Origin of the sequence: Qipengyuania sp. (genome assembly GCF_042095715.1) — a bacterium.
Classification (GTDB): Bacteria; Pseudomonadota; Alphaproteobacteria; order Sphingomonadales; family Sphingomonadaceae; genus Qipengyuania.
Genome location: NZ_JBELMO010000051.1, coordinates 1 through 25,810, shown reverse-complemented (window position 1 = coordinate 25,810; position 25,810 = coordinate 1). Strand labels below are relative to the sequence as shown.

Genomic DNA, 25,810 nt, shown 5'->3' with positions numbered 1-25,810 from the left:
CTTGCCCTCGCTTGCCTCACCGTCGGCAGGCGCGAATTGCGGGCGGTAGGTTCCGAACACGAACTCGCCGCCCGAGGTGGGATCGAAGGCGATCTCAGTGGTCTCGCGGCCTTCATAGAGGAAACCGCGGTTGCCCGCCGCCGTCATGGTCAGGCGCTTGCCCGAAGGATCGGCGATCAGCGTGGCGTGATGCTGTTCCACGGACAGGTCGGCCAGTACGATCGCATTGGTCGTCGCGCGGCCGATCGCCAGTTCCGATGCCTCGATCGGTTTCTCGCGCACGATTTCACGCCCGGTGGCGGTAAAGTCGATGGTTCTGAGGATGAAGCTCATGTCGTCCGGCGCCTCACCAGTAATAGAACACGCTGACGATGTGCGCGGTGAGCGCGGCGAGCAGCGCGATGGTCAGGGGGACGTGGACGTACAGCCAGATCTCGAGCATGGCCTTGGTCCGCATGTGGTTGCGAATCTGGGCAATCTGGCTCTGGCGCCGGCTGAGCAGGGATCGCACGCGCTGCTGGGCGGGATCGTCCGGGTCCTGATCCCATGCGCTTTGCGTGGTAATAAGGCGCAACGCCCGGTTGGTGGGATCGCGCCTCTGGCGGCCGACAAGCCGGGCGATGACATTCGCTCTGAATGGATCGTGGTCCAGTGCCGCGATGACGAGATCCGACTCTTCGCGGCGGAGCGGCTGGGCGGCTATTTCCAGCTGGCGGTCGATGGCCGCAAGGCTGGACACCATCTGCTCGCGGGTCATCTCGCGGCGATTGACGCTCAGTTTCTCGGGCAGGACGGCATAGGCCGAAATGCCGTAAATGCCCGAAGCGATCACCAGCATCATCAGCACCCAGGCCAGCGTGTGGACGTTCCAGCCAAGCTGGAAGCCGGTGTGCAACGTGCCGATTACGATCAGCAGAAGTCCCAGATAGACATGCGCGCTGGTCCATCCCTTCAGGCTCCAGCGCCCGGCTGTCATGCGCCGCTTCCGCACGCCGAGCCAGGTCAGCCACAGGATCAGCAGCACCCCGATGGTGCCCAGGGTATAGCCGTACCAGCTCCCGCCGTTGTGGCGCGGTTCGACATCCACGATCAGATAGCTGAGGATCGCGAACAGCGCGGCGAACAGCGCGATCTTCAGCCAGCGAAAGCGGCGATGCGCGAGAAAGCTTTCGTGGTCGGCGGACCGCCGTTCCTCGGCGCGCCTGTAGTTCCCATTGGCGGCATCCGCCATCAGTCGACATCCCCGGCCCTGGCGACGGTCAGGAATTTCTCTGGGCTCACGCGGATCGCCGCGCCGGTGGGGCATGCGCGTACGCAGGCCGGGCCGCCTTCGATCCCGGAGCACATATCGCATTTGATCGCGGTCTTGGGCGCCTCTTTACCGCTCTTTTCCAGCTTCTTCTTGCGCCAGCTATAGGGCGCTTCGCCCGGTCCCGGACCGGCGCCGAACAGCAGCCAGCTGAACAGCCCGGGCTTCTTGGGTGGTTTGGCGTCGAGCCGGATCACGCCATAGGGGCAGTTGCGCTGGCAATTTCCGCAGCCGATGCAGCTGTCGTCGATGAATACCTCGCCATCGGCACCGCGGTGGATCGCGTTCGGCGGGCAGTCCGCCATGCAATGGGGATGTTCGCAATGCCGGCAACTGGTGGGCACGTGCAGATGCGCGTAGGTGCGCCCGGCCTCGCGGTCCAGGCGAGACAGCCCATCGTGGATATCGGCGCAGGCTTTTTCGCAATTGTCGCATCCCACGCACAGCTTTTCGTCGATCAACAGGACGTCGGTCGCTTCGCCAAGGCCATTGTCGATCAGGAAACGGGCGGTGGCCGAATACATGTCGACTGCGCTCGAGAAGCTTTCGCGCCGGCTTTCGATGAACTGGTTGACCTCGCGCCGCTGCGCCATGTCCGTACGGGCGCGCTCGAGAAGCTGCGGTTTGTCCTTCACCAGCCGGTTGAACGCCTCGCCGGGGAAGCGAATGACCTGGCTCTTGATCGCGGCTTTCACGGTGGCGGTGCGCTTGCCGCCATCGATGACCGCCATCTCTCCGAAATATGAGCCTGCGGGAAGGTAGGACAGAAACACCGGGTGCTTGCCGATGTTCTTCTCGACGATCATCGATCCGCGCTGGACGACATAGATGTCCTTGTCCTCGGCGCCCTCTTCGATAACCGCCTCCCCGGCGCGCACCTCCTTCATTTCGGCGGCCTCGACCAGCTCGGTCACATCCTCCTTGGTAAGGGCCGATCCGAAGATCTGCAGCAATTGCCGTTCGATCGTGATCCTGTTGACCGCGCGGTTGGCCGAGGGCGTTGTCGCGAGCAGCTTGAGCGCAGCCTGACGGCTTAGTTCCATGACCACGGTTGGTTCCGCCGCGCGGATTGTCGCACCTCGGCGCCGACCCGAGATGAGTCCGACTTCGCCGAAGATCGTCCCCTGTTCGATCGGAACCGTGATCGATGGATCGTCGGGATTGACCTCGACCTTCACCGATCCCTCCGCGATGGCGAACATCGAGGATCCGGGTTCGTTTCGAGTGAAGATGACATCGCCTTCCTGGAAGGCAGCCACGGTGGAATCGAGCATCAGTTCGCGCATCTGCAGCGGCGAGAGCTCCTCCAGGATCACCACCTGGCTGCGGAAGAGTTCCAACCACTCGTCCACGCTGCGACGGCCGGGCAGCGCCTTGAACTTTTCGGCCAGGATCGGCTCGTCGGCGGGTTTCAGCCCCTCGTTCCCGTTGAGGAACTCGATCACGTCGTAACCCTGGTTCATGCAGTGCTTGATAAGGGGGTAACCGGCCAGCGCCCCGATCACGAACATGCCGTTCTGGGTGGTTTCGAACCGTGGGCTGAGCTGCGGGAAAGCGGCGCGATCCTCGCTTGTGAACGCCACGCCCATCGCTTCGATGAACTTGCGCGGCGCCTGCGATCCCGTGCGAGCGATGATCCTGTCGCAGCGGATGGTTTCGGGGCCGTCGCGGGTTTCGAGGACCAGTTCGCCTTCCCGCACTTCGGCGGGGCTGGTTTCCCGGCGAACGATGATGCGCCCGTCGGCCTCCGCCTCTTCCAGAAGGGCGACATTGGCGCTTTTGGCGCGTGCAAAGTCGGAACTGCGGTTGAGGATGGTCACTACGTTGCGCTGCGCCGTGTCGGCCGCGAGGCCCAGCGCATTCTCGATGCCGGCATCGCCCGATCCGACAACCGTGATGTGCTCATCGTTGTATTCCGTGGGATCGTCGAGCTGATATTGGATATGGGGCAGATCGGCGCCGGGAATGCGCAGCACATTCGGATTGCCCTGCGTGCCGATTGCCAGCACCACTGCTTCGGCAGCGATCGTTTCGCCGTCTTTCAACTTGATCTGGAATGCGCCGGTCTGACCGGTGATCTCGGTCACCTCGGCCTTTGTTTTCACGTTGACCTTGTGCCCAGCCACCTGCTGATTCCAGGTTTCCAGAATGATTTCACGCTTGCCTGCGTCGAAGAACAGATCGCTCCGCAATATCAGATTGCTGGGCGTCGCCATGACATGCTTGCCCTTCTGGTACTTGAAGATGGTGTCGGACAGGTGGTCCGTCTTTTCGAGCAGAACATGGCTCATGCCCAGTTCCGCGGCGCGCGCGGCGGCACTCAGGCCGGCAGGACCTGATCCCACAATTGCGACGCGAACATGTTCCCCCACCGCAGAACCCCCTCGGTGCGACCCCTGCACCACCTGGTCCGATGGGACCATAAGGCACGAGCCTCCCAACCCAAACCACAATTGCCCAATTTCGTGCGACTTGCTAGCCCCTTCGCCCATGGCGGGGACAAAACAGGGCGGCATGGCGGGCAAGGCGGGGGTTTTGGCGCTGGGAATCGCGCTGGCGGCACTGGTGGCGGCGCTGGCGTTCAAGGGGGGCGATAGCGACAGCGAGTCCGAACCCACAACGGCGGCGGCTGAGCCGGCGGATACGATCGCGGGTCTCGAAGCGCAGGTGGCGAGAAACGCTGATGACGAGGCCGCCTGGCGCGCTCTCGGTTTCGCACGATATGACGCCGGGGATTACTGGGGCGCGGCGGAAGCTTACGAGCGAGCGACCGCTCTCGATCCCGAAAACGCGGTTCTCTGGTCGGCGTTGGGCGAAGCGCGGGTGATGGCCAGCGAGCGCGATCCCATGCCGCCCGCGGCGCTGGTGGCGTTTCGCAAGGCGGCGGCGCTCGATCCCAAGGATCCGCGCGCGCGCTACTTTCTCGCCGTGAAGCGCGATCTCGACGGCGATCACGCGGGCGCGGTGGACGACTGGCTCGCCCTGCTGAAGGATACCCCACGAGCAGCTCCGTGGGAGGCGGACCTGAGGCGGACCATCCAGCAGGTCGGCAAGATCAACGGCATCGAAACGCAATCGCGTCTGGCCGAAATTGGCGGCAATGCGGGCGATACCGTCCTCGCCGAAGCGGCGGCCCCGGTGTTGACGGCGGGGGCGGCGATCCCGGGACCCTCGCAGCAGGATATCGCGGCGGCGCGGGCGATGAGCCCCAGCCAGCAACACGAAATGGCGGAAGGCATGGTCGCCAGCCTGGAAGCGAAGCTGCGCGCCAATCCGGGCAATGTCGACGGGTGGGTGATGCTGATGCGCAGCCGGGCAACGCTGGGTCAGCCGGACCTTGCGCTAAAAGCGCTGGCGGATGCCCGGGCCGCCAATCCCGGTGCCGCCGCGCGCCTTTCCAGCGAGGCAAAGGTGCTGGGTATCCGCTAGTAGGTCTTGATTATGGCGGAAAAATCGAGCGCTCCGTTACCCTTTCCGGCGAAGTCTTCGTAAAGCGCGGCAGCGCGGCTGCCGAGCGGAACTGGCGCGCCGGACTCTTCGGCGGCGGCCATGGCGAGGCGCAGATCCTTGAGCATCAGCGCAGTAGCGAAGCCGCCCTGATAATCCTTGTCCGCCGGGCTTTCGACGCCGACGCCGGGCATCGGCGTATAGGCGTTGAGCGACCAGTTGTAGCCCGACGACTGGCTGGAAATCTCGTAGAACTTCTGCGGGTCGAGGCCGAGCTTTTCGGCCATCGTCATCGCTTCGGAGGTACCGATCATGGTGATGGCGAGCAGCATGTTGTTGCAGATCTTGGCGGTCTGACCCGCACCTGCATCGCCAGCGTGGATCACGGCTTTGCCCATGCCCTTCAGGATGTCCTCGGCACGGGCGAAGGCCTTTTGGGTGCCGCCGACCATGAAGGTCAGCGTGCCGCCGTTCGCCGCCGCGATCCCGCCCGATACCGGGGCATCGACCATGTCATGACCGGCGCTCTCGGCCGCAGCGATGACCTCCTTCGCGGTGGCGACGTCGATGGTGGAACAATCGAGCAGCACCGCTCCTGCGGGCGCCTTGCCGATGACACTGCCTTCATAGACCGATTTCACGATCTGGCCGTTGGGCAGCATCGTCACCACCGCCTCCACATCCTCGACCGCCACGGCGGCATCGGTGAAGGTTTCGCAGCCGTTGGACTTGGCGGTGGCCTGTGCTTCCTCGCTCAGATCGAAGGCGCGGACATCGTGCCCCGCCTTGACGAGGTTCGCGGCCATCCCGCCGCCCATGTTCCCGAGGCCGATGAAGGCGATTTTCATTTTATCTCTCCCAATCTCGAAACCCGAGCTGACCTCTGAAGAAGCTTACGAATAAGCCACACAACGCTAGCGCGGGGAGGACCAAGAATGCGACGATCCACCAAAGGATGTTGCCGCTGTCATATTGTACATTCTTCCAAACGACCCAACCCCACGCGGCGAAATGAGCAACAGCAAGGAAGGTCGCCATTTTCACCGATCTGCGTGAGACAATCGGTCTTTGCATCCGGTGTTACCGCCCCTTCCACACGCCATCGCGCTTCTCGATGAAGGCGGCCATGCCTTCGGCCTTGTCCTCGCTCGCGGCGAGGATCTGGAAGATGCGCCGTTCGATGATGAGGCCCTGGTCGAGACTGGTCTCGAAGGCGGCGTTCACCATCTCCTTGTTCGCGATGGCGGCCATCGGCGGCATTCCGGCGATGGTGGCGGCGGTCTTCATGGCTTCCTTCAGCAGGTCGCCGTGGGGGACGACGCGCGCGACTAGCCCGCTGCGCTCCGCCTCCTCGGCATCCATCATCCGCCCCGTAAGGCACATTTCCATCGCCTTGGACTTGCCCACCGCCTTTGTCAGGCGTTGCGATCCGCCCATGCCCGGCGCCACGCCCAGCTTGATCTCGGGCTGGCCGAACTTGGCGTTTTCGGAAGCGATGATGAAATCGGCCATCATCGCAAGTTCGCACCCGCCGCCCAGCGCGAAGCCGTTGACCGCGGCGATCCACGGCTTGCGGGTCACCTTCACGAGATCGCTGGTCCAGCGCGCGAAGAAATCCTGGAGGTAGAAATCGGCGGCGGCTTTCTCGCTCATCTCCTTGATGTCGGCGCCCGCCGCGAAGGCCTTGTCGCCGCTACCGGTCAGGACGGCACAGCGCTGGCCATCGTCCGCTTCGTAGGCGGCAAAGGCGGCGATGAGATCCTCAAGCACCTGAGAATTGAGCGCATTCAGCGCCTTGGGGCGGTCGAGCGTGATCAGCGAGACGGCGTCGCGCTGTTCGACGGTGATGGTTTCGTAGCTCATGGTCTCTCCGGTCATTACAGCGGCTGCCATTCTTCGTTTTCGGGCAGCGGGGCGAATATCTCGTCCAGAAGGGTGTCGCTTACGCCCCCCGCCGTGGGCGGGTTCCATCGGGGATCGTTGGTCTTGTCCACGATCACCGCGCGCACGCCTTCCGCGAAATCGGGGCGCAGCAGGACGCGGCTGCCGATGCGATATTCGTTGCGCATTTCCTGCGCGAAATCGGTGAAATCGGCAGCTTCCTTCAGTTCGCGCAGCGCGACCTTGCAGGTCTGCGGGCTCTTGGAGCGCAGGGTGGCGAGTTCTTTGGCCGCCCAATCGCTGTCCTCCGCCTCGAGGCTGGCGAGAATATCCTCATAGCGGTCGGAGGCGAAATGCTTCGCGATCTTTTCCGCGTTCTTCTCGATCCGTGCTTCGGGCGGCGTAACCGACAATTCGGACAGGATGCCCGGTATCCGGCTGGGATGTTCGATGATGCGGGCCTTGGCTTCGGCCAGCTTGTCCGATGGGATGTAATGGGTGGCAAGCCCGGCCCACAGGCATTCCGCGCCATCCATCCGCGCGCCGGTCAGCGCCAGAAACTGGCCCATGCGCCCGCCCAGCCGCGACAGGTACCAGCCGCCGCCCACGTCCGGGAACAGGCCGATGCCCGTTTCTGGCATGGCGAAGCGGGTGTTCTCGGTCGCCACGCGATATCTGGCGGGCATGGCGATGCCCACGCCGCCGCCCATGGTGATCCCGTCCATGAAGGCCATGATGGGCTTTTCATAGGTGAACATCTGGTGGTTGAGCTGGTATTCGTCATGGAAGAACTTGCGGCCCGACACCCCGCCATCCTCCAGCGCCGACTTGCGCAGCAGGTTGATGTCGCCCCCCGCACAGAAACCGCGCCCTTCCGCATGGTCGAGCAGGATCGCCTGCACCTTGGCATCGCCCGCCCAGTCGGACAAAGCCGCGCTAATTGCGTGACACATGTCGAGCGTGAGCGCGTGGATCGCCTTGGGGCGGTTCAGGGCGATGTGCCCCACCGCGCCGTGATGGTGGATGAGAATGTCGTCGGTCATGTTAGGTTCCTTCCCATCCCCGCCGGGGAGGGGCAAAAATAAGGCGAAGCGAGGCGCAATTCGTCACTGGCGCAGCATGTCCCGGCCCACGATCATGCGCATGACCTGATTGGTCCCTTCAAGAATCGAATGGACGCGCAGATCGCGCCAGAACCGCTCGATGGGATAATCCTTGAGATAGCCGTAGCCGCCGAACAGTTGCAGCGCATCGTTGACGATCTTGCTTCCGCTGTCGGTCGCGAGCCGCTTGGCCATGGCGGAAAAGCGGCTCTTGTCGGGCGAACCGTCGGTCACCTTCGCCGCCGCCAGATAGAGAAGGGCACGCGCGGCCTCAAGGTCGGTCGCCATGTCGGCCAGCATGAACTGCGTGTTCTGGAAATCGGCGATCGGCTGGCCGAACTGCTGGCGCTCCTTGGTGTAGGCCACCGCCTCGTCCAGGCAGCGCTGCGCCCCGCCCAGGCTGCATGCCCCGATGTTGAGGCGGCCACCGTCGAGCCCCATCATGGCGAAGCGGAAGCCGTGGCCTTCCTCGCCCACGCGGTTTTCCACTGGCACGCGGGCATCTTCGAAGATCAGCTGCGCAGTCGGGCTGGCGTTCCAGCCAAGCTTCTTTTCCGGCGCGCCGAAGCTGAGGCCGGGAGTGTCCTTGTCCACGACCAGGCAGGAAATGCCCTTGGTCTTGTCCTCTCCGGTACGGACCATGACTACGTAGATATCGTTGACGCCGCCGCCGGATATGAACTGCTTGGTGCCGTTGAGAACGTAATGATCGCCGTCCAGCCGGGCGGTTGTCTTCAGGCCCGCGGCGTCCGATCCGCTGCCCGGTTCGGTCAGCGCGTAACTGGCGATTTTTTCCATCGAGACGAGATCGGGAAGATATCGGGCCTTCAGATCTTCCCCGCCGAAGCTGTCGATCATCCAACTGGCCATGTTGTGGATCGAGATGAACGCACTGGTGGTGGGGCAGCCATAGGCCATCGCCTCCATGATAAGCGCCGCTTCCAGACGGCCGAGGCCGATCCCGCCCGATTCTTCCGAGACATAGATGGCGCCGAAGCCGAGTTCGGCACTGGCCTTGATGACGTCGCGCGGGAAATGGTGCTTTTCGTCCCATTCGGCGGCGTGGGGGGTGATGTTGTCTGCGGTGAAGCGCTGCGCCATTTCCTGGATCGCGCGCTGTTCTTCGGTCAGCTGGAATTGTCCGGTCATGGTGGCGGGCTCTAGCGAGGGATTAATTGCGGGGGAAGGGGAGTGGCTTTACCAAGCTGGGCAGAGCGCGCGAAGAACCGCAGAAAGGGTTCCGATGGCACGAACGCCACCCGAATTGATCATCGTCTATAACGCCGATGGAGACATCGTTTCGGCCGTTGTCGACGCGGTGAGAAAGGTCGTTTCGCCCGCCAGCTACGAATGTTCGCTATGCCAGATCACGCATGGTGCTCTTACCATGCGCGGGCAGTGGCGCGATTTTCTCGCCGGGCTGCCCAATCCGGTGCGAACCTTTCATCGCGATGATTTCCTGAAGGCATATCCCGGCGTACCGGTTCGCTTTCCGGCCTTGCTGATCCGGCGCGACACTGGCTCGCCAGAGGTATTGGTGGGTGCGGACGAATTCGCGACGATGGAAGGCGTCGACGAGCTGATCGGCGTTACCGCGCGTCGGCTGGAGGCGGTTGGGACGGAATAATTGCTTCGGCTTCGATTTCCACTTTCCAGTCGGGACCGCACAACCAGGCGACGCCTGCCATGGTGGCCGCGGGCTGCGCCGCACCGAATACGCGGGCATGCACCGCGCCGACCGCTTCCTGGTCTTCCGGATCGGTCAGCAGCATCCGAGTGCGGACCACGTGTTCCGGACCGGCGCCAAACCGGGCGAGCGCGCGGCAGATCAGTTCGCAGCAGCGCGCCGCCTGTGCGGCGGCATCCCCCGGCGTAGTGGTGCCGTTGTCCTCCACCGGCCCGGTTCCGGCAACAATGATGCGGTCCCCGATGCGGACGGCGCGGGCAAAGCCGAAGCGGGCTTCCCACGGCGAGCCGGTGAAGGCCCGGTCCGGGTTCACGCGCAGGTGATTTCGGTAATGGTCATTGCCGCGTCATAGCGGACGTTCACCCGATCCTGGCGGTAGTCCATGGTCCATACCACGCCTGGCGGACCCCAGCGAAGGCGGCTCGCCCCGCTCAGTGATAGGGCGCGAGCGCCCGTGTCGCTGCTGGCGGTTTCACCAATCAGGCCACGCGCCGGCGCTGCCTGGCATTGTCCGTCCGGCCGATCCGATGCCCGGTCATCCGGGGCCGGGACAACCGATACGCAGGCGGCGAGGGGAAGGACGGCTGTCACAATTGCAATCCGCATGGTCTATACCTCGCAACGCTTGAGCGGCATCGGCTCGAACTGATCGTCTCCCAGGGCCTCCGGAATCATGCGATTTCCGCCATCCGTCAACGTGAAGCGACGCTGCATGGTCCATGTCTCTCCTTCGCCCTGCATCGCCAGTTCGATGGTCACGGTGTCGGGGCCGCCCACCAGCACGCCAGTAATCCTCCCGCGCGATTCGTAGAATTCGATCTCGCGCGGAAGGACTTTCATCCTGAGGTCCGATGCCGGGTCGCAGCTTCCTTCCGCGTAGTCCCATACACCGCGAAATCTCTCGGGAATTTCGGGCTGATCTGCCTGAGCGGGCACCGGGGGAGGGGTGGGGGCGGATGTCTTCTGTATCGCGGGCACATCGTGATCCGGACTGCTTTGAGAGCAAGCGGACAACGCCAATATGGCGAGCGCGGTGAGGGCAAAACGCATTCATGGTCCTTCGGCAGCGGGGCGCCAACCCTGCTATCAGCCCCGAAGCCGCATCGCCAGTGTTTGCAAAACCGCAAGGGTTGCGCTTGGAGAAGAGCGGGCCAGAACAGGGTCGGTTGGTCAAGGTGCCAGGAGCGGCAATGAGCGAATGGGTTATCGGGGTAATCGGCGGGTCGGGGCTTTATGCCATCGACGCGCTGGAGGACGCGCAGTGGATTGCCGTGAAATCGCCGTTCGGCACCCCTTCGGACGAAATCCTGTGCGGACGGATCGGGAGTGTGCAGGTGCGGTTCCTCCCCCGGCACGGGCGCGGCCATCCTCTTACCCCTTCGGCGGTGAATGCGCGCGCCAATATCGATGCGCTGAAGCGGGCCGGATGCACCGACATTCTCGCGATTTCGGCGGTGGGCTCGCTGTCCGAGGATCTGCCCCCCGGCCGCTTCGTCACCGTGGATCAGTTCATCGATCGCACCAGCGCGCGACCATCCACCTTCTTCGACGTCGGATTCGTGGCGCATGTCGGCTTCGCCGATCCCACCTGCCCACGTCTTTCCGCGATGGCGGCCGAGGCGGTTCGCGCCGCGGGGGGCGAAGCGAGCGAAGGCGCGACCTACATCGCGATGGAAGGCCCGCAGTTCTCCACCCGCGCGGAAAGCCGGATGTATCGCCAGTGGGGCGCGCATCTCATCGGGATGACCGGGCTGCCGGAAGCCAAGCTCGCTCGCGAAGCGGAATTGCCTTACGCGCTGCTCGCAATGGTCACCGACTATGACGCCTGGCGCGAAGGGGAAGCCGCCGTCAGTGTGGATGCCGTGGTGGCGCAGATGCAGGACAATTCCGCGCTCGCCCGCAAGGCTCTGACCGCCTTCGTACGCGCGTTGCCCGAGCGGCGCACGCCTTCGCCGATCGATACCGCGCTCGACGATGCGGTCATCACCAATCCCGATAAGTTCGACCGCACGCTGCTTGTAAAACTCGATGCGGTTGCGGGGCGCCTGCTTGGCCGGATCTGACACCTTCGACATCCTCGTCATCGGGGGGGGCATCAACGGCGCGGGGATTGCGCGCGATGCCGCGGGCCGCGGGCTCAACGTGCTACTGGCGGAAAAGGACGATCTCGCCTCCCATACCTCGTCGGCAAGCACCAAGCTCATTCACGGCGGGCTGCGCTATCTCGAGCAATATGAGTTTCGTCTTGTCGCGGAGGCGCTTCGCGAGCGCGAGGTTCTTTTGGCGGCGGCGCCGCATATCGTCTGGCCGCTGCGCTTCATCCTGCCCCACGATACATCGATGCGGCCCCGGTGGATGCTTCGGGCGGGCCTTTTTCTGTACGATACGCTCGGCGGGCTGGGGCGGACTCTACCCGGCAGCCGCGCCGTCAGGCTGGATGGGCCGCCGCATCAGGCGATATTGCGGGATCGCTTCAAGAGAGGCTTCGAATATTCCGATTGCTGGGTCGAAGACAGCCGGCTGGTCGTGCTGGCCGCGATGGACGCGAAAGCGCGCGGCGCAGAGGTGCTCACCCGGACCGAGGTCGTTTCCGCTGAGCGCGGCACAGGAGAGTGGCGGGTCGCATTGCGAGGATCGGCAGGCCATCGGGAGGTGACGGCGCGCTGCATCGTCAATGCGGCGGGCCCCTGGGTGGACGGTATCGCCAGCATGGCGTTGGGCGCAGGAACCCGGGCGCATCTACGCCTCGTAAAGGGCAGCCACATTGTGGTGCCGCGAACTTTCCCGGGCGAACACGCCTATATCCTGCAGCAACCGGATGGGCGGATCGTCTTCGCGATCCCCTACGAGCGGGACTTTACTCTGATCGGCACAACCGACCTTGCCTTTGCGGGCGATCCTGGAGAGGTCGAAATCTCCGAGGAGGAGATCGCGTATCTGATCGCCGCGGCCGGTCGGGCCTTCCGCAGCGGGATCGCGCGCGACGAGATCGTGTCGACATTCTCCGGCGTGCGTCCGCTTTACGAGGACAAGGCGGCGACCAATTCCACGGTTACGCGCGACTATGTTTTCGAACTCGACGGCGAGGGCCCGCCTATCCTGTCGATCTATGGCGGGAAGATCACCACCTTTCGCAAGCTTGCCGAACATGCGCTCAAACGGCTGGCCAAGCATGTGTCGATGGGCCCAGGGTGGACCGCGAAAGCCCCCTTGCCGGGGGGCGAGATGGAATTCTTCTCGCAGTTTCTGTGGGAGGCGAGCGAGCGCTGGCCCTGGATTCCCGGGGAAATGCTGCTGCGCCTCGCCCGTGCTTATGGTACCAGGATCGCCACGCTTCTCGGCGATGCGCGGTCGCTCGAAGATCTGGGCGATCATCTCGGCGGCGACCTGTATTGCGCGGAACTTGCCTATCTCGCCGACCACGAGATGGCCCGCTGTGCCGAAGACGCGCTATGGCGGCGCAGCAAGCTGGGTCTGCACCTTCCGGCGCAGACCCTTGCCGCCGTCGAAAGCTGGTTCGCACACCGCTTTCCTTGAATGCGGGCGCCTTAGGGGCCAAGTGGCCCGTATCCTTTCCAACCGGAGCGCCAATGCACCCTCTCGAGACAATCGACCGCCTTCATCTGCGCAAAGCCTATCGCATGGAGGAGGAGTCGTGTGTCGCCGAGCGGCTGAAACAGGCCGCGCCGGCCGCCGCGAAACATGACGAGGTGAGCGCGCTGGCTATCAAGCTGGTGGAGGGTGCGCGGCGCCGGAAGGCCAGCGGGATCGACGCGTTCCTGCACCAGTTCGGCCTGGCGACCGAAGAAGGCATTGCGCTGATGTGCCTGGCCGAAGCGCTGCTGCGGGTGCCCGATGCCACGACGGCCGATGCGTTGATCCGGGATAAGATCGGCGACATCGACTGGGCCGAGCATCTCGGCGAATCGAGTTCGACCTTCGTCAACGCCGCCACATTCTCGCTGATGCTGACGGGCGAGGTGCTGGAGCGCCCCGAAGAGCACCAGCGCGGCATGGGCAAGACGCTGAAGCGCGCCATCGGCCGTCTGGGCGAACCGGTTATCCGCAAGGCGACGGTGCAGGCCATGCGGATCATGGGCGGCCAGTTCGTGTTCGGACGCACGATCGAGGAAGCGCTGAAGCGGGCGAACCCCGAGCGCGCGCGCGGCCTGACGCATAGTTACGACATGCTGGGCGAGGCGGCGATGACCTATCCCGACGCCGAGCGCTATCGGGCGAGCTACGAGGCCGCGATCGATCGTCTGGCGCGTGAAGGGGACGGGACGGTCGAAGGATCGCCGGGCATTTCGGTCAAGCTTTCAGCCCTCCATCCCAAGTATAATTTCTTCCACACGGACCGGTCGGTCGGCGATCTCCTGCCGATCCTGCGGCATCTGGCCGGCAAGGCCTGCGAAGCGAACATTCATTTCACTATCGATGCAGAGGAAGCCGAGCGGCTCGAACTCTCGCTCGATGTGATCGAGGCGCTGGTACGCGACAACAGCCTGTTCGAGCGGCCCGACGGCACGCAATGGACCGGCTTCGGCCTGGCCATCCAGGCCTATCAGAAACGCGCGGTTCCCCTGTGCGACTGGGTGACGCGCCTGGCAAGAAAGCACAACCGCCGGCTGTTCGTGCGACTGGTCAAGGGCGCGTACTGGGATACCGAGATCAAGCTGAGCCAGGTGGGCGGGTTTGACGATTTTCCGGTCTTCACGCGCAAGGTTTCGACCGACGTCAGCTATCTGGCCTGCGCGCAGAAACTGCTTTCCGCGGGTGACGTGATCTACCCCGCCTTCGCCACGCATAATGCCTATACGGTCGCGGCCATCCACGCGATGGCCGGGGATACCGCGTTCGAATATCAGCGGCTCCATGGCATGGGGGAAGACGTCTATGGTGCCCTGGCCCAGATCGAGGGCAACCGGCGCACCAATGTTCGCATCTATGCCCCTGTCGGCACCCATCGCGATCTGCTGGCCTATCTCGTGCGCCGTCTTCTCGAAAACGGTGCCAATTCCAGCTTCGTCAACCGCATGGCGGATGCGGGCGTTCCGGCCCACGCCCTTGCGACCGATCCCGTGGCCGAATGCGCCGCACTTGAAGTGCGCCGCAATCCCGATATCCCCCTGCCGGGCAATATCTTTCCCAATCGGCGCAACAGTGCCGGTATCGACCTCGCCGATCCGCTGGTGCGCGAACCGCTGCTGGAACGGCTCGCCGCGATTGCCGACAAGCAATGGCATGCGGAGCCGACGTTCCGCACTTCGGCAGAAGGCGAGACGGCACCTATCACCAAGCCCCACCATCTTGGCACCGAAGTGGGTACACGTCGTGACGCGCTGCCCGAAGAGGTTACCGATGCCATCGGGCGCGCGCTCGAAGCGCAGCGCGACTGGGATGCTATGGGCGGGGAAAAGCGCGCTCGCCTGCTGGAAGCTGCGGCTGACAACTTCGAGGCCCATACCGATGAACTGCTGAGCCTGTGCCAGCGCGAAGCGGGCAAGACGCTGGTCGATGCGATCCTGGAATTGCGGGAGGCGGTCGATTTCCTGCGCTATTACGCCACCGAAGCGCGGCGGCTGTTTTCCGAACCGACATTATTGCCGGGGCCGACGGGTGAAGAAAACCGGCTGAGCCTGCACGGTCGCGGCGTGTTTGCTACAATCAGCCCGTGGAATTTCCCGCTGGCAATCTTTACCGGGCTTGCCGCCGGACCGCTTGCCGCCGGCAACGCCGTGGTGGCCAAACCGGCCGAGCAGACCCCCTTGATCGCCGCAAGAGCGGTGGAGCTTTGCCACCAGGCGGGCATCCCGCGCGATATCTTCCAGCTTCTCCCCGGCGCGGGCGAGGTGGGCGAACTCATTACCGCCGACGCGCGGCTCGCCGGCGTCGTGTTCACCGGCTCGACCCAGACGGCGCAGGCCATCAACCGCGGGCTTGCCTCGCGGGATGGCCCGATCGCCTCCTTCATCGCCGAGACTGGCGGGCAGAACGCGATGATCATCGATTCCACCGCACTGCCCGAGCAGGTGGCGCGCGATGTGGTGGCGAGCGCCTTCCAAAGCGCGGGCCAGCGCTGTTCGGCCCTGCGCGTTCTGTACATTCAGGACGATGTCGCGGACGAAATGCTGGAGATGATCAGGGGCGCTTTCGAAGCTCTGGTGATCGGCGATCCGGAAAAGCTGGTGACCGATATCGGTCCTGTCATCGATCCCGATGCGCGCGCATCGCTGGAACGGCACGTCGCGCGGCGGCGCAAGACGTCTCGCGAGATCTGGCGGCGGCGTTTGCCCAAGGGTGCCAGCGGAGGCTGTTTCGTGGCTCCCACGATTATCGAGATCGAATCCATTCTCGACCTGAAGCGCGAGAATTTCGGCCCAATCCTACATGTTGCGCGCTTCAAGCCGTCGGAGCTGGCCAAGGTCGTGGATGACATCAATGCTACCGGATACGGCCTGACGATGGGGCTGCACAGCCGCATCGATGCCACCCGGCGTTTCGTGGAATCGCGGGCGCGGGTCGGCAATTTCTACGTCAACCGCAATCAGATCGGCGCGGTGGTCGAAAGCCAGCCCTTCGGAGGCGAGGGGCTGTCGGGTACCGGACCAAAGGCGGGTGGGCCGAACTACGTTGCGCGTTTCGCCACGGAACGGGTGGTGTGCATCGACACCACGGCCGCTGGCGGCAACGCGACATTGTTGGCAAGCTGATCCGCGACGGTTCGTTGCGCATTCAGGCGGGCATGGCATAGGGTGGGTTCGATGGGACGCTTCCTCCGCCTGCTCGCCGCGCTTGTCGCGCTGACCACTGCCGCCTCGGCCGCTGCCGAGGTCCGGATCACCTTTCACAGCTTCAACGGCTCGGTCCTGTTCGGGCGTTATCCGCACACCTTCGTATCGCTGGAGGGAACGCTGGATGCCAATGGCGCGACGGTCCACGAAAATTATGGCTGGTCTGCCAAGAGCGTAACCCCGGCGGTTCTAAGCCGTCCCGTCGAAGGCATCATCATGGTCGAAAAGGAGAAATGGCTGACCAAGACCAATCGCCATTTCACCTTGACGCTGGACGATGCAACCTATTGGAAAGTCCGGGCCGAGGTGGAGCGCTATCGCAAGCATCCCGGCAATTTCTACAGCCTGGCCAGCAACAATTGCATCCACTTCATCGGCTCGATAGCGCGCATCGCGGGGCTGAAGGTGGATTACCCGCAATCCATGCTGCGCAAGCCGCGCGAATGGCTCAACCACATTTCCACGCTCAATCCGCGCCTGGGTGCCAAGCAGATCGGCTAGGATAAGTCGGACGGCGTCCTTGCCCCCGCCGCCGCTCTCGGGAATGACCGGGTGATGGCGATTCTTTCCGACAAGTGGATACGCGAGGCCGCGACGACGCGCGGCATGATCGAACCCTTCGTGGAGGCGCAGAAGCGCGATGGCTGCATCAGCTACGGCCTGTCGAGCTTCGGCTACGATGCGCGCGTGGCCGATGAATTCAAGATCTTCACCAATGTCGACAATGCCGTCGTCGATCCCAAGGATTTCGCGGCCACCAGCTTCGTGGACCGCAAGACGGATGTCTGCGTGATCCCCCCCAACAGTTTCGCATTGGCGCGTACGGTCGAATATTTTCGCGTTCCGGACGATGTGCTGGTGATCTGCCTCGGCAAGAGCACCTATGCGCGCTGCGGGATCATCGTGAATGTCACCCCGCTCGAACCGGGGTGGGAAGGGCATGTAACGCTGGAGTTTTCGAACACCACGCCGCTTCCGGCGAAGATCTACGCCGGTGAGGGGGCCTGCCAGTTCCTGTTCCTGCAGGGCAACGAGCGGCCCGAGGTCACCTACGCCGACCGGGCCGGCAAATACATGGGCCAACGCGGGGTGACGCTGCCCAGGTTGTGACGTAAGTCAGACGCCGCAAGAGGGAGAGCGAGCATGGCGGATAAGGAATTCGACATCGTGGTCTATGGCGCGACCGGCTACACGGGCCGCCTCGTTGCCGAACATTTCGTGCGCGAATACGGGGATAAGCCAGACGCACCGAAATGGGCGATGGCCGGCCGCAATCGCTCCAAGCTGGAAGACGTCCGCACGCTGATCGGCGCGCCCGGGGATACACCGCTGATCGAGGCCGATGCGTCCGACCCCGATAGCCTCAATGCCTTATGCGAGAGCACGCGGGTCGTCCTCACTACCGTGGGACCATACCAGCTCTATGGCGGCGAACTGGTGGAAGCCTGCGCCAGGACCGGCACCGATTATGCCGATCTGTGCGGCGAACCGGCCTGGATGCGTGAAATGATCGACCGCCATCACGAATTGGCCAAGGCGAGCGGCGCAAGGATCTGCTTCTCGTCGGGATTCGATTCGATCCCGTTCGATCTTGGCGTGCTGATGTTGCAGAAGGAAGCCAGGAGCCGCTTTGGCGAGCCTGCCCCGCGCGTGAAGGGCCGGGTGCGGGCGATGGAGGGGACCTTTTCCGGCGGGACCGCCGCCAGCCTGACCGCCACGATGAAAGCGGCGGCGAAGAGCCCCTCGATCATCAAGATTTTAAACAACCCGTTCGGCCTCACACCCGGTTTCGAGGGTCCCGACCAGCCCAGCGGCCTGATCCCGCATCATGAAGACGCCTTCGGCAAATGGGCGGCGCCGTTCATCATGGCGACCATCAATGTGAAGAACGTGCATCGTACGAATTTTCTTGGCGGTTATCCCTATGGGAAGGATTTTCGTTACGACGAGATGATGCTGACCAGCCCGGGCGAGGCAGGCAAGGCCGCCGCCAGCGCCGTGACCGAGCTGCTCAAGAACCCCTTCGGCGCCAAACCTCCCAAACCGGGCGAAGGCCCCACTCCCGAACAGCGCCAGAACGGCCATTACGACATCGCTTTTCGCGGCGAATATCCCGATGGGCGCGCGCTGACATATGGGGTCAAAGGCCGCTACGATCCGGGCTATGGCTCGACCAGTCGGATGTTGGGCGAGACGGGCATCGCTTTGCTCGATTGCACGGCAGAGGGCGGGATCGGCACGCCCGGTTCATTTTTGGGGGAATCGCTGGTTCAGCGTTTGCGTGATCATGCGGAAATCGTCTTCGCGCTCGAGGACTGAAGGAACCGCCTGATCCCGATGACGTTTCCCGGTCAAACAACCGGGGAGTACGAGCGTGGCGACAATTGCGGCAATCATCGGAAGGCTGTGCCTTGCGGCGCTCTTCGTGGCGGCGGGTATCGGGAAGCTGATGGATCCCGGCGGTACCGCAGAATATATCACGTCGGCCACTACCCTGCCGGGATCGCTCGCGGTGCCCACCGGCATCTTCGAGATCGTCGCCGGTCTGATCCTCGGCCTTGGAATCATGACCCGGCTTACCGCCATCGTTCTGGCGGTTTTCACGGCGCTGACGATCCTTCTCTTTCACAGCCAGGTTACCGATCCCACCCAATCGACCCAGGCGCTCAAGAATCTCGCGATCATCGGCGGGCTGCTGATGGTCTTCGCCTATGGGCAGGTCAGCTGGCGGATGGGTACCTGGCGTGAACGGGCGAAGCGCCACGACGCCGAAATCGCAGCGGCCCGCGCGGAAGCGCGAGCCGAGCAGGCAGAGGCTCGCAGCCGCGTCGCGACCACGCATCGCGACGGAGTTGTCGTGGAGAGAGAACGGACCATGGCGGATCGCACAGACGGCAATCCGCGCACCTGATCGCCGCGCTCAGAAGCTCAGCCGGGCGCTCACCCGGAAATTCCGGCCCGCCAAGGGCACGAAGTCCTTAGTGAAGCTCGAGTGCCGGCGCCCTTCGACGTCGAAAATATTATCGACCTGCGCGATCAGGGTCACGTTGTTGTTCCCAGTGACGGGATGCCAGGCGACCGACGCGTTGACGAAGGTAAAGCCGTCTGTCGGTGTCTCGAAAGCGGCAACGCGGTCCTGCTTGGCAAACCATTGCACCTCCGCGCGCAGGTCCACGGGTCCGGTCTGCGCCTCCAAAGCCCCGAGCAGGCTGAGCGGAGGAATTCGCGGTAGCGCACTGCCGTCTTCCAGCTCCGCATCGACGTAATCGCCTCTCACGTCTGCGAGCAGCGTGAATGCGTCCCCCTCGATCAGCGGCGCGGTCAGCTGACCCTCTATGCTGAAGTATTTCGCATTGTCCTGGAGGAAGGCGAAGACGGGCAGTTCATCTTCTTCCTCGCCGGTTTCGGAAAGATAGATGTAGTTGTCGAACCAACTTTGCGAGACCGCAAAGTGCATTTCCGCCGGGCCCAGACGGCCGCGCACATAGGCTTCCGCCCCCCAAGCGGTTTCCATCGCCAGATCCGGATTTCCGATCTCGAATGCCTGCGTTGCGATATGCGGGCCGTTGGCGAACAGCTCCTCTCCGGAAGGCGCCCGCTCCACGCGGGTGCCGTTGATGCCGAAACGCAAACCGCCTGCGGTTTCATAAGCCACGCCGACCGCGCCCGAGAACGCGTCGAAGTTTCTGGCGAGGCCAAGCGAAACCGCATCGACCTGCGTGTTCTCGTAACGCAGCGCACCCTCCAGCTGGAGCGGGCCGGGGCCATATTCCTGGAGCGCGAAAAGCGCGAACTGGTTGGTGCGATTGGGCGCAACGAAGGCTTCCTCGCCGATCGCACTGAAATCGCGGAAGTAGTATTGGACGCCTATGGAGCCGCGAAGCGGGTTGCTGGCGTTTTGAACCAGCTCTGCTCTCGCTTCGATCCCCTGGACGTCGAATACGGTGCCGGTTTCCGCGCCTTCGAACTCGGTATGCGTGTAATCGGTATATCCGACCCGCGTCATAAGCTTGTCGAAAAAACCATCGCCAAGATCCAGCTGGCCGCGCAGATCCGCGCGGAACTGGTGCAGGCCGATGGTGACCGGGCCTTCCTCTTCCTCCGCTGCTCCGTCGCCGGCATCTTCGTGGTGGTGTCCCGCCCCGGGCCTTTCCGGCACGCCGTAGCTGGTATCGTACCAACCGACCGAAGCGCCCAGGCTGCTGTCGCCTTCGAAGAAGGCAAAGCCCGCGTTGGCACTCCAGGTTTCGAACTGGCTGTTGGGCAATTCGCCCCTGCGATTGGCTGTTTCCCTCAGTTCCGCGGCTTCTTCGAGGTTGCCTTCGCTGTCCTCCTCCGCCGCGTCGGCCAGCAAATCCGCCCGAAGATCGTCGGATACGACGTATCCTGGGATCGATACATTCCCGGCTTCGCGATAGCTGCCATCGGCATGCACCACGAACCCGCCGCCCAGCGGCGCATCTGCCGAGCCTGCGATCTGGTATTGGTCGTTTACGCTGTCGAACGATCCCAGCGCGTCGATATGGAACGGTTCGCTCGGGATGCGGCGCGGGATGCGCTTGTCGACGACGTTGACCGCGCCCCCGATGGCCTGGCTACCATAGAGCAGGACGGCGGGGCCGCGCAGCACCTCGATCCGTTCCGCGGTGAGAGGGTCGACGGCCACAGCATGGTCGTCGGAGGTGTTGGACGCGTCGATGGTGCCGATGCCGTCGATCAAGGTGCGGACACGTTCGCCGGAAAATCCGCGCAACACCGGGCGCGATACGCCCGGCGCGAACCCCGACGTCGTGACACCCGGCAATTTGGCGACCACATCCCCCAGCTGGCCGGACTGATTGCGCTGAAGCGCCTCTCCTTCGAGGACGGAGGTTCCGGCCAACAGGTCCAGCTGGCGAAGGCCGTGCGCGCTGACCACGATCCGGTTATCGGCGTCGCGGCGGCGATCGTGGACATCGTCACCCCCATGGTCGGTTTCTTTCACGGCCGGATCGGTTGGTTGGGTTTGCGCGGAAAGCGGCGCAGTGGCGATGAGGGCGCAAAAGGATACGCCAAGCAGCGCGGAGCGAATGGTGAGAGAATGATACAACATATCGCGCCCACTACAGCGGATTTGCGCGCATGCAACCCTGTTTTCGACGAAATGCTGCAAAGCACCACGTAATCTTTCAGTGAGGGAGATCCTGCACGCAAAGGCAGGAAATGGAGCGGGCGAAGAGATTCGAACTCTCGACCCCAACCTTGGCAAGGTTGTGCTCTACCCCTGAGCTACGCCCGCTCTGGCGCCGCCGGGCCATTCGATGGCCGGCTGGGGAGGCGGGCGATTAGCAGCGGTTTTCGCACTCCGCAACCCCCAATGTCGCTACCCTTGCAGACGAGCGCTGCACCCTTCACAACGAAGGGCACCGGCCCCACATGGGCCTTGCTTCAGTTATGGAAAGGGCAGCGATACCGTGGCGAGCCTCGGCCTAAATCTCGATGAACAGAAAGCGGTCGATCGTTTCCGAAAGGATGTGGTCGAACCCTCAATGACGAACCTCGTCATACTCGATTTCTGGGCGGAATGGTGTGGGCCGTGCAAGGCGCTGACCCCGATCCTGGAAAAAGTCGCATCCGAATACGCCGACAAGGGCGTGATCCTGGCCAAGGTCAATGTCGATGAAGAGCAATTCATCGCCAGCCAGTTTCAGGTGCGTTCGATCCCGACCGTGTATGCCCTGTTTCAGGGACAGCCGGTGGCCGATCTCACCAATGCGCGCAGCGAGAGCCAGCTCAAGCAGGTGCTGGACCAGTTGCTCGAGCAATTGCCGGTGCAGGCCGGGGGCGGCGAAGCCGACGCGGGCCAGGATGTCACCCAGTTCCTGGAGATTGCCGAACAGATCCTTGCGGATGGTGATGCCGAGCGCGCGGCGGGTATTTTCGGGCAAGTCGTAGAGATGGCGCCGGAGAACGGCGCGGCGCACGCGGGCTTGGTGCGCGCCCTGGCACAGGCCGACCGCGCCGAAGAAGCGCAGGCCGCTCTTGCCCGGGCCGAAACCGTGCCGGCGCTGGTATCGGATCCGCAGATCGCGCTGGCCAAGAGTGCGCTCGAACTGGCGGCGAACAAGGTCGACGATGGCGAACTGGCTGCCCTGCGCGAGAAAGCGTCCGCAGATCCAGCCGATATGGATGCCCGTCTCGCCTACGCGGAAGCAGCTTTCGCCGCCGGTCAGCGCGATGCCGCAGCCGACGAGCTGTTGTCCATGATCGAAGCGGATCGCGAATGGAGCGATGGAGCGGCACGCGCCAAGCTGATCCAGATTTTCGAAGCGGTCGGGCTCGAGGATCCGTGGGTCGTTTCCACCCGCCGACGCCTGTCGCGCCTGCTTTTCGGATAGCGACGGGACCGGTGCGTCTTTCCATCTTCCCACTGCCGGGCGCGATCCTGTTTCCGGGACTGGCCCTGCCATTGCATATCTTCGAGCCGCGCTATCGCGCGATGGCCAGCGATGCGCTGGCGCGCGACCGGCGGATCGCGATGATACAGCCGCAGAAGGGCGGAGATGGGGCACCGCTCTATCAGATCGGCTGCGTGGGCCGCATCGGCGAGGTCGAGGCGTTGGAAGATGGCCGCTACAATCTGGTGCTGGAGGGCGAAACGCGTTTCCGCCTACTTCGCGAACTGGATGTCACCACCCCGTTCCGCCAGGTGGAAGGGGAGGCGATCGAAGATGACGACGAGGAAGTCCTCGCTAGCATAGAGCGCGCCGCGTTCGAGCAGGAAGCGCGCGCCTTCGCCGATGCGCAGGGATATTCCGTGGATTGGGATTCGGTGACACGGCTCGACGATCAGACCCTGATCAACGGAGTGTCACAGATCGCGCCGTTCGATTTCGCCGCCAAGCAGGCGCTGCTGGAGGCGGGGACGTTATCGGAGCGGTGCGAACTGCTGATTCAGCTGATGCAGTTCTTCGCTCTGCGTGATGACGACGACGGGGGCCGCGTCACCCTCCAATAACGGCGATCCCGAAGCTGTTCTTCAGCCCGTCGATCACATATTGCGCCGACAATGCCGCGAGCAACACGCCCAGCAGCCGGGTGATCACCGCTTCGACGCGATCGCCCAGAATGCGCATCAGCGGGCCGGCTGCGATAAGCGCCACCATCGTCAGCAGCAGCACCGCCGCGAGCGCGGCAAGCACCACCAGCGTGCCTTCGATCCCCTTGGCGGTGCTGGTCAGCAGCATGATCGAAGCGATCGCACCCGGCCCCGCCATCATGGGCATGGCCATGGGGAACACCGAGACATCCTCGACCTCGGCGGTCTCGGCATTTTCGGCCATGATCTTCTCCGCCCGGTCTTCGCGGCGCTGCGTGCGCTTCTCGAACACCATTTCCAGCGCGATCACGAACAGCATGATACCGCCAGCGATGCGGAAACTGTCGAGATCGATATGCATCGCGGCGAGCAGTTTCTCGCCGAACAGCGCGAACACCAGCAGAATGATGCCTGCGATGAGCGTGGCGCGGATCGCCATGTCGCGCCGCTGGGCCGTGCTGGCGCCCTTAGTCAGCCCGACATAGATCGGGGCGCAGCCAGGCGGGTCTATCACCAGGAACAGGGTGACGAAGGCGGAAAGGAACAGTTGGGTCATCGCGTTACCGGGCCACTGGCCAGCTATGTTCGAGCGCGGTCTGCCAGCGGCCTTCGTAAAGCCATTGGGCAGAGAGATGGCGCTGTCCCGCAGCCTGGCGCCAGCGGAAAGCGAGCGTTCCGTCCGGAGACGTCCACCCTGCGGCATCGTTGCCTGCGGTCGCCTGCTGGGCATCGGCGGTCGCATCGCCCCGGCTGCAATCGGCGACAAGACCCTGCACCGCGTCGATGGCGGTCACGGTGATCGCATCGTCCGACAATCGTTCTTCGGGGGGAGGGGGCGGGGGCTGCGGATCGTCGGGCGTGCCGGCGTCGTAAAGCCAGCGGTATTCGCCATCGGACTGCCGCTGCCACAGCGTTACGAAAGTGCCCACAGTACCGTCTGGGTCGCGGTAGCGCCCCTCGCTGATCGCCAGGGCCCCGTCGCAACTCATCCAGATGGCGCGTGGGCGCCAGGCGACGGCTTGCGGCGGGTCCTGTCGACCGGCCAGCCAGGCATTCGCGTCCGACGCCCCGCTGGCGCCGTGAATGATGGCACCGGGCGCGGCGAATTCTCTAAATGCAGTCCATTGACCATCTTCGCGCGCGGCGCGGGCGAAGGCGATTTCGGCGGACACGATCCGGCTCGGCTGGGCGGCCCCGGCGGTGTTGGCCAATGCGCGCTCGACCTGCCCTCGCGAATAACTCGGCCCGCGTTGGGGTGCGGCACAGGCCGCCAGCGACGCGGCAAGCAGCAGGCAAGCGACGGCGGACCGCATGATCCTAGAGGCCCTCGGGTGCAGGAAGGCCCGCATTGCGATGGGCTGCCACCATGGCATTGCGCAGGAGCACAGCTATCGTGGTGGCCCCGACACCACCCGGAACCGGCGTGATGGCGCGGACATGCGGAAGTGCTTCGTCGAAGGCAACGTCCCCCACGATCCGGCCGCGCTCCTCGCCCGGCTCGGCGTCGAGCCGGTTGATCCCCCCGTCGAGCACGATCGCGCCCGGCTTGAGCCAATCTCCCTTGATAAGGAACGGCACGCCTACCGCCGCCACGACGATGTCTGCCCGGCGCAACACCTCTGGCAGATCGCGGGTGCGGCTGTGTGCCATGGTGACGGTGCAATTCTCCGCCAGCAGCAATTGCGCCATCGGCTTTCCGAACAGGATGGACCGGCCCACCACCACTGCGTCCATGCCGCTGAGATCGCCGAGCATGTCCTTGAGGATCATGACGCAGCCAAGCGGCGTGCAGGACACCAGTGTATCCATGCCCAGCACCAGCCGGCCGGCATTGGTGGGGGTGATGCCGTCAACGTCCTTGTCGGGGGCGATCTGCGCGATGACGGCTTTCTCGTCGAGGTGCCTGGGCAGCGGCAACTGAACCAGGATGCCGTCCACCGTCTCGTCTTCGTTGAGCGCGCGCACCAGGGCCACCAGCTCGTCCTGCGGCGTATCGGCGGGCAGGCGATATTCGAAACTGGCCATACCCGCCGCCAGAGTGGCCTTGCCCTTGCTGCGGACATAGACCTGGCTGGCCGGATCTTCCCCCACCAGCACCACGGCGAGCCCGGCCTTGCGCCCGGCCTTTTCCTCGAAGGCGCGTGCGGCTTCGCCGACCTGTTCGCGCAGGCGTGCGGCGAAGGCCTTCCCGTCGATCAGCTGCGCAGGCATCAGGCGCGCATGATCCCGCCGAGAACGATGAGGATCACGTTGAGCAGGATGATCAGCACCAGCGGCGAGAAGTCGATGGCGCCGGTGTTGGGCAGCACGTTGCGGATCGGGCGCAGCACGGGTTCCAGCAAGCGGTTGATCGCCATGTAGAAGCTGGAGACGAACTCGTTCGAGCTGTTGATCACGTTGAAGGCGAACAGGAGCCCGATGATAAACTGGATGATGATCAACATCACCAGCACATTGGTGAGCATCGAGACGATCTCGTAGATGACGTAGAGGGCTTCCATAAGTCCTTCC

At 63.9% G+C, this 25,810-nt stretch carries 25 protein-coding genes, 1 tRNA gene and 1 pseudogene; 11 read left to right on the top strand and 16 right to left on the bottom strand.

Features of this window, described 5'->3' with window-relative positions; genetic code table 11:
* The 3 genes and pseudogenes from ACFDTG_RS11925 to ACFDTG_RS11915 all read right to left on the bottom strand — a co-directional run.
* A pseudogene (locus ACFDTG_RS11925) lies at nt 1-333 on the bottom strand (cytochrome C); the annotation flags it as partial.
* Between the two features lie 13 nt (nt 334-346).
* Nucleotides 347-1,231 (bottom strand): hypothetical protein, encoded by an 885-nt coding sequence (locus ACFDTG_RS11920; protein ID WP_375291269.1) that lies wholly within the window; start codon nt 1,229-1,231, stop codon nt 347-349.
* Nucleotides 1,231-3,681: a cyclic nucleotide-binding domain-containing protein gene (locus ACFDTG_RS11915; RefSeq protein ID WP_375291268.1), complete on the bottom strand. Its 2,451-nt coding sequence runs from the start codon at nt 3,679-3,681 to the stop codon at nt 1,231-1,233. The genes ACFDTG_RS11920 and ACFDTG_RS11915 overlap by 1 nt, the downstream gene beginning before the upstream one ends.
* Nucleotides 3,682-3,799: 118 nt before the next feature.
* Here ACFDTG_RS11915 and ACFDTG_RS11910 point away from each other — a divergent pair, with 118 nt between their 5' ends.
* On the top strand, nt 3,800-4,738 hold the full coding sequence (locus ACFDTG_RS11910) for a tetratricopeptide repeat protein (RefSeq protein ID WP_375291267.1): 939 nt from the start codon (nt 3,800-3,802) through the stop codon (nt 4,736-4,738).
* Here the strand turns inward: ACFDTG_RS11910 and mmsB are convergent.
* From mmsB to ACFDTG_RS11890, 4 genes are all read right to left on the bottom strand, one after another.
* Nucleotides 4,735-5,604: a 3-hydroxyisobutyrate dehydrogenase gene (mmsB, locus tag ACFDTG_RS11905; RefSeq protein ID WP_375291266.1), complete on the bottom strand. Its 870-nt coding sequence runs from the start codon at nt 5,602-5,604 to the stop codon at nt 4,735-4,737. The genes ACFDTG_RS11910 and mmsB overlap by 4 nt on opposite strands.
* A 232-nt stretch (nt 5,605-5,836) precedes the next feature.
* Nucleotides 5,837-6,619: an enoyl-CoA hydratase-related protein gene (locus tag ACFDTG_RS11900; protein ID WP_375291271.1), complete on the bottom strand. Its 783-nt coding sequence runs from the start codon at nt 6,617-6,619 to the stop codon at nt 5,837-5,839.
* A 14-nt stretch (nt 6,620-6,633) separates the two neighbouring features.
* Nucleotides 6,634-7,680 (bottom strand): enoyl-CoA hydratase/isomerase family protein, encoded by a 1,047-nt coding sequence (locus ACFDTG_RS11895; RefSeq protein ID WP_375291265.1) that lies wholly within the window; start codon nt 7,678-7,680, stop codon nt 6,634-6,636.
* Between the two features lie 63 nt (nt 7,681-7,743).
* A complete protein-coding gene (locus ACFDTG_RS11890; RefSeq protein ID WP_375291264.1) occupies nt 7,744-8,889 on the bottom strand; it encodes an acyl-CoA dehydrogenase family protein in 1,146 nt (381 codons plus the stop codon).
* A 94-nt stretch (nt 8,890-8,983) separates the two neighbouring features.
* Between ACFDTG_RS11890 and ACFDTG_RS11885 the strand changes: the two genes are divergently transcribed.
* Nucleotides 8,984-9,367, top strand: a complete 384-nt coding sequence (locus ACFDTG_RS11885; RefSeq protein ID WP_375291263.1) for a hypothetical protein — start codon at nt 8,984-8,986, stop codon at nt 9,365-9,367.
* On the opposite strand, the gene ACFDTG_RS11880 is transcribed toward ACFDTG_RS11885, so the two are convergent.
* The 3 genes from ACFDTG_RS11880 to ACFDTG_RS11870 are packed head-to-tail and all read right to left on the bottom strand — an operon-like array spanning nt 9,330 to nt 10,477.
* A complete protein-coding gene (locus ACFDTG_RS11880; RefSeq protein ID WP_375291262.1) occupies nt 9,330-9,740 on the bottom strand; it encodes a RidA family protein in 411 nt (136 codons plus the stop codon). The two genes, ACFDTG_RS11885 and ACFDTG_RS11880, sit on opposite strands and share 38 nt — an antisense overlap.
* On the bottom strand, nt 9,737-10,033 hold the full coding sequence (locus tag ACFDTG_RS11875) for an I78 family peptidase inhibitor (protein WP_375291261.1): 297 nt from the start codon (nt 10,031-10,033) through the stop codon (nt 9,737-9,739). Before ACFDTG_RS11875 ends, ACFDTG_RS11880 begins: the two co-directional genes overlap by 4 nt.
* Before the next feature lie 3 nt (nt 10,034-10,036).
* Nucleotides 10,037-10,477 carry a hypothetical protein gene (locus ACFDTG_RS11870; RefSeq protein ID WP_375291260.1) on the bottom strand — a complete coding sequence of 147 codons (441 nt, stop codon included), beginning with the start codon at nt 10,475-10,477 and terminating at the stop codon, nt 10,037-10,039.
* A 140-nt stretch (nt 10,478-10,617) separates the two neighbouring features.
* Here ACFDTG_RS11870 and mtnP point away from each other — a divergent pair, with 140 nt between their 5' ends.
* The 7 genes from mtnP to ACFDTG_RS11835 are packed head-to-tail and all read left to right on the top strand — an operon-like array spanning nt 10,618 to nt 19,132.
* Nucleotides 10,618-11,490 carry an S-methyl-5'-thioadenosine phosphorylase gene (gene mtnP / locus ACFDTG_RS11865; RefSeq protein WP_375291259.1) on the top strand — a complete coding sequence of 291 codons (873 nt, stop codon included), beginning with the start codon at nt 10,618-10,620 and terminating at the stop codon, nt 11,488-11,490.
* On the top strand, nt 11,477-12,964 hold the full coding sequence (glpD, locus tag ACFDTG_RS11860; RefSeq protein ID WP_375291258.1) for a glycerol-3-phosphate dehydrogenase: 1,488 nt from the start codon (nt 11,477-11,479) through the stop codon (nt 12,962-12,964). The genes mtnP and glpD overlap by 14 nt, the downstream gene beginning before the upstream one ends.
* 53 nt (nt 12,965-13,017) lie before the next feature.
* Complete coding sequence (gene putA, locus ACFDTG_RS11855) at nt 13,018-16,140, top strand: bifunctional proline dehydrogenase/L-glutamate gamma-semialdehyde dehydrogenase PutA (RefSeq protein WP_375291257.1); 3,123 nt, start codon at nt 13,018-13,020, stop codon at nt 16,138-16,140.
* Nucleotides 16,141-16,191: 51 nt separating this feature from the next.
* A complete protein-coding gene (locus tag ACFDTG_RS11850) occupies nt 16,192-16,722 on the top strand; it encodes a hypothetical protein (protein ID WP_375291255.1) in 531 nt (176 codons plus the stop codon).
* 54 nt (nt 16,723-16,776) lie between these two features.
* On the top strand, nt 16,777-17,331 hold the full coding sequence (gene dcd, locus ACFDTG_RS11845; RefSeq protein ID WP_375291254.1) for a dCTP deaminase: 555 nt from the start codon (nt 16,777-16,779) through the stop codon (nt 17,329-17,331).
* A gap of 33 nt (nt 17,332-17,364) precedes the next feature.
* Nucleotides 17,365-18,540 carry a saccharopine dehydrogenase family protein gene (locus tag ACFDTG_RS11840; protein ID WP_375291253.1) on the top strand — a complete coding sequence of 392 codons (1,176 nt, stop codon included), beginning with the start codon at nt 17,365-17,367 and terminating at the stop codon, nt 18,538-18,540.
* A gap of 55 nt (nt 18,541-18,595) precedes the next feature.
* Entirely contained in the window at nt 18,596-19,132 is a 537-nt protein-coding gene (locus ACFDTG_RS11835; protein WP_375291252.1) for a DoxX family protein, read from the top strand.
* A gap of 9 nt (nt 19,133-19,141) precedes the next feature.
* Here the strand turns inward: ACFDTG_RS11835 and ACFDTG_RS11830 are convergent, their stop codons facing one another.
* On the bottom strand, nt 19,142-21,313 hold the full coding sequence (locus ACFDTG_RS11830) for a TonB-dependent receptor (RefSeq protein ID WP_375291251.1): 2,172 nt from the start codon (nt 21,311-21,313) through the stop codon (nt 19,142-19,144).
* 111 nt (nt 21,314-21,424) lie between these two features.
* Nucleotides 21,425-21,499 (bottom strand) — tRNA-Gly (locus ACFDTG_RS11825).
* Between the two features lie 175 nt (nt 21,500-21,674).
* Here ACFDTG_RS11825 and ACFDTG_RS11820 point away from each other — a divergent pair.
* Together ACFDTG_RS11820 and ACFDTG_RS11815 are read left to right on the top strand one after the other, a co-directional pair.
* On the top strand, nt 21,675-22,598 hold the full coding sequence (locus tag ACFDTG_RS11820) for a tetratricopeptide repeat protein (protein ID WP_375291250.1): 924 nt from the start codon (nt 21,675-21,677) through the stop codon (nt 22,596-22,598).
* Between the two features lie 11 nt (nt 22,599-22,609).
* Entirely contained in the window at nt 22,610-23,218 is a 609-nt protein-coding gene (locus ACFDTG_RS11815; RefSeq protein WP_375291249.1) for an LON peptidase substrate-binding domain-containing protein, read from the top strand.
* Here ACFDTG_RS11815 and ACFDTG_RS11810 read toward each other — a convergent pair.
* From ACFDTG_RS11810 to ACFDTG_RS11795, 4 genes are read right to left on the bottom strand one after another with little or no spacing between them, the layout of a single operon-like run.
* Nucleotides 23,205-23,855, bottom strand: a complete 651-nt coding sequence (locus tag ACFDTG_RS11810; protein WP_375291248.1) for a MarC family protein — start codon at nt 23,853-23,855, stop codon at nt 23,205-23,207. The two genes, ACFDTG_RS11815 and ACFDTG_RS11810, sit on opposite strands and share 14 nt — an antisense overlap.
* A gap of 4 nt (nt 23,856-23,859) precedes the next feature.
* The gene (locus ACFDTG_RS11805; protein WP_375291247.1) at nt 23,860-24,612 is read right to left on the bottom strand and encodes a hypothetical protein; all 753 of its coding nucleotides are present in this window, start codon (nt 24,610-24,612) and stop codon (nt 23,860-23,862) included.
* 4 nt (nt 24,613-24,616) lie between these two features.
* The gene (gene folD, locus ACFDTG_RS11800) at nt 24,617-25,510 is read right to left on the bottom strand and encodes a bifunctional methylenetetrahydrofolate dehydrogenase/methenyltetrahydrofolate cyclohydrolase FolD (RefSeq protein ID WP_375291246.1); all 894 of its coding nucleotides are present in this window, start codon (nt 25,508-25,510) and stop codon (nt 24,617-24,619) included.
* Nucleotides 25,510-25,800 carry a YggT family protein gene (locus ACFDTG_RS11795; RefSeq protein WP_375291270.1) on the bottom strand — a complete coding sequence of 97 codons (291 nt, stop codon included), beginning with the start codon at nt 25,798-25,800 and terminating at the stop codon, nt 25,510-25,512. The genes folD and ACFDTG_RS11795 overlap by 1 nt, the downstream gene beginning before the upstream one ends.
* Nucleotides 25,801-25,810: the final 10 nt, after the last annotated feature.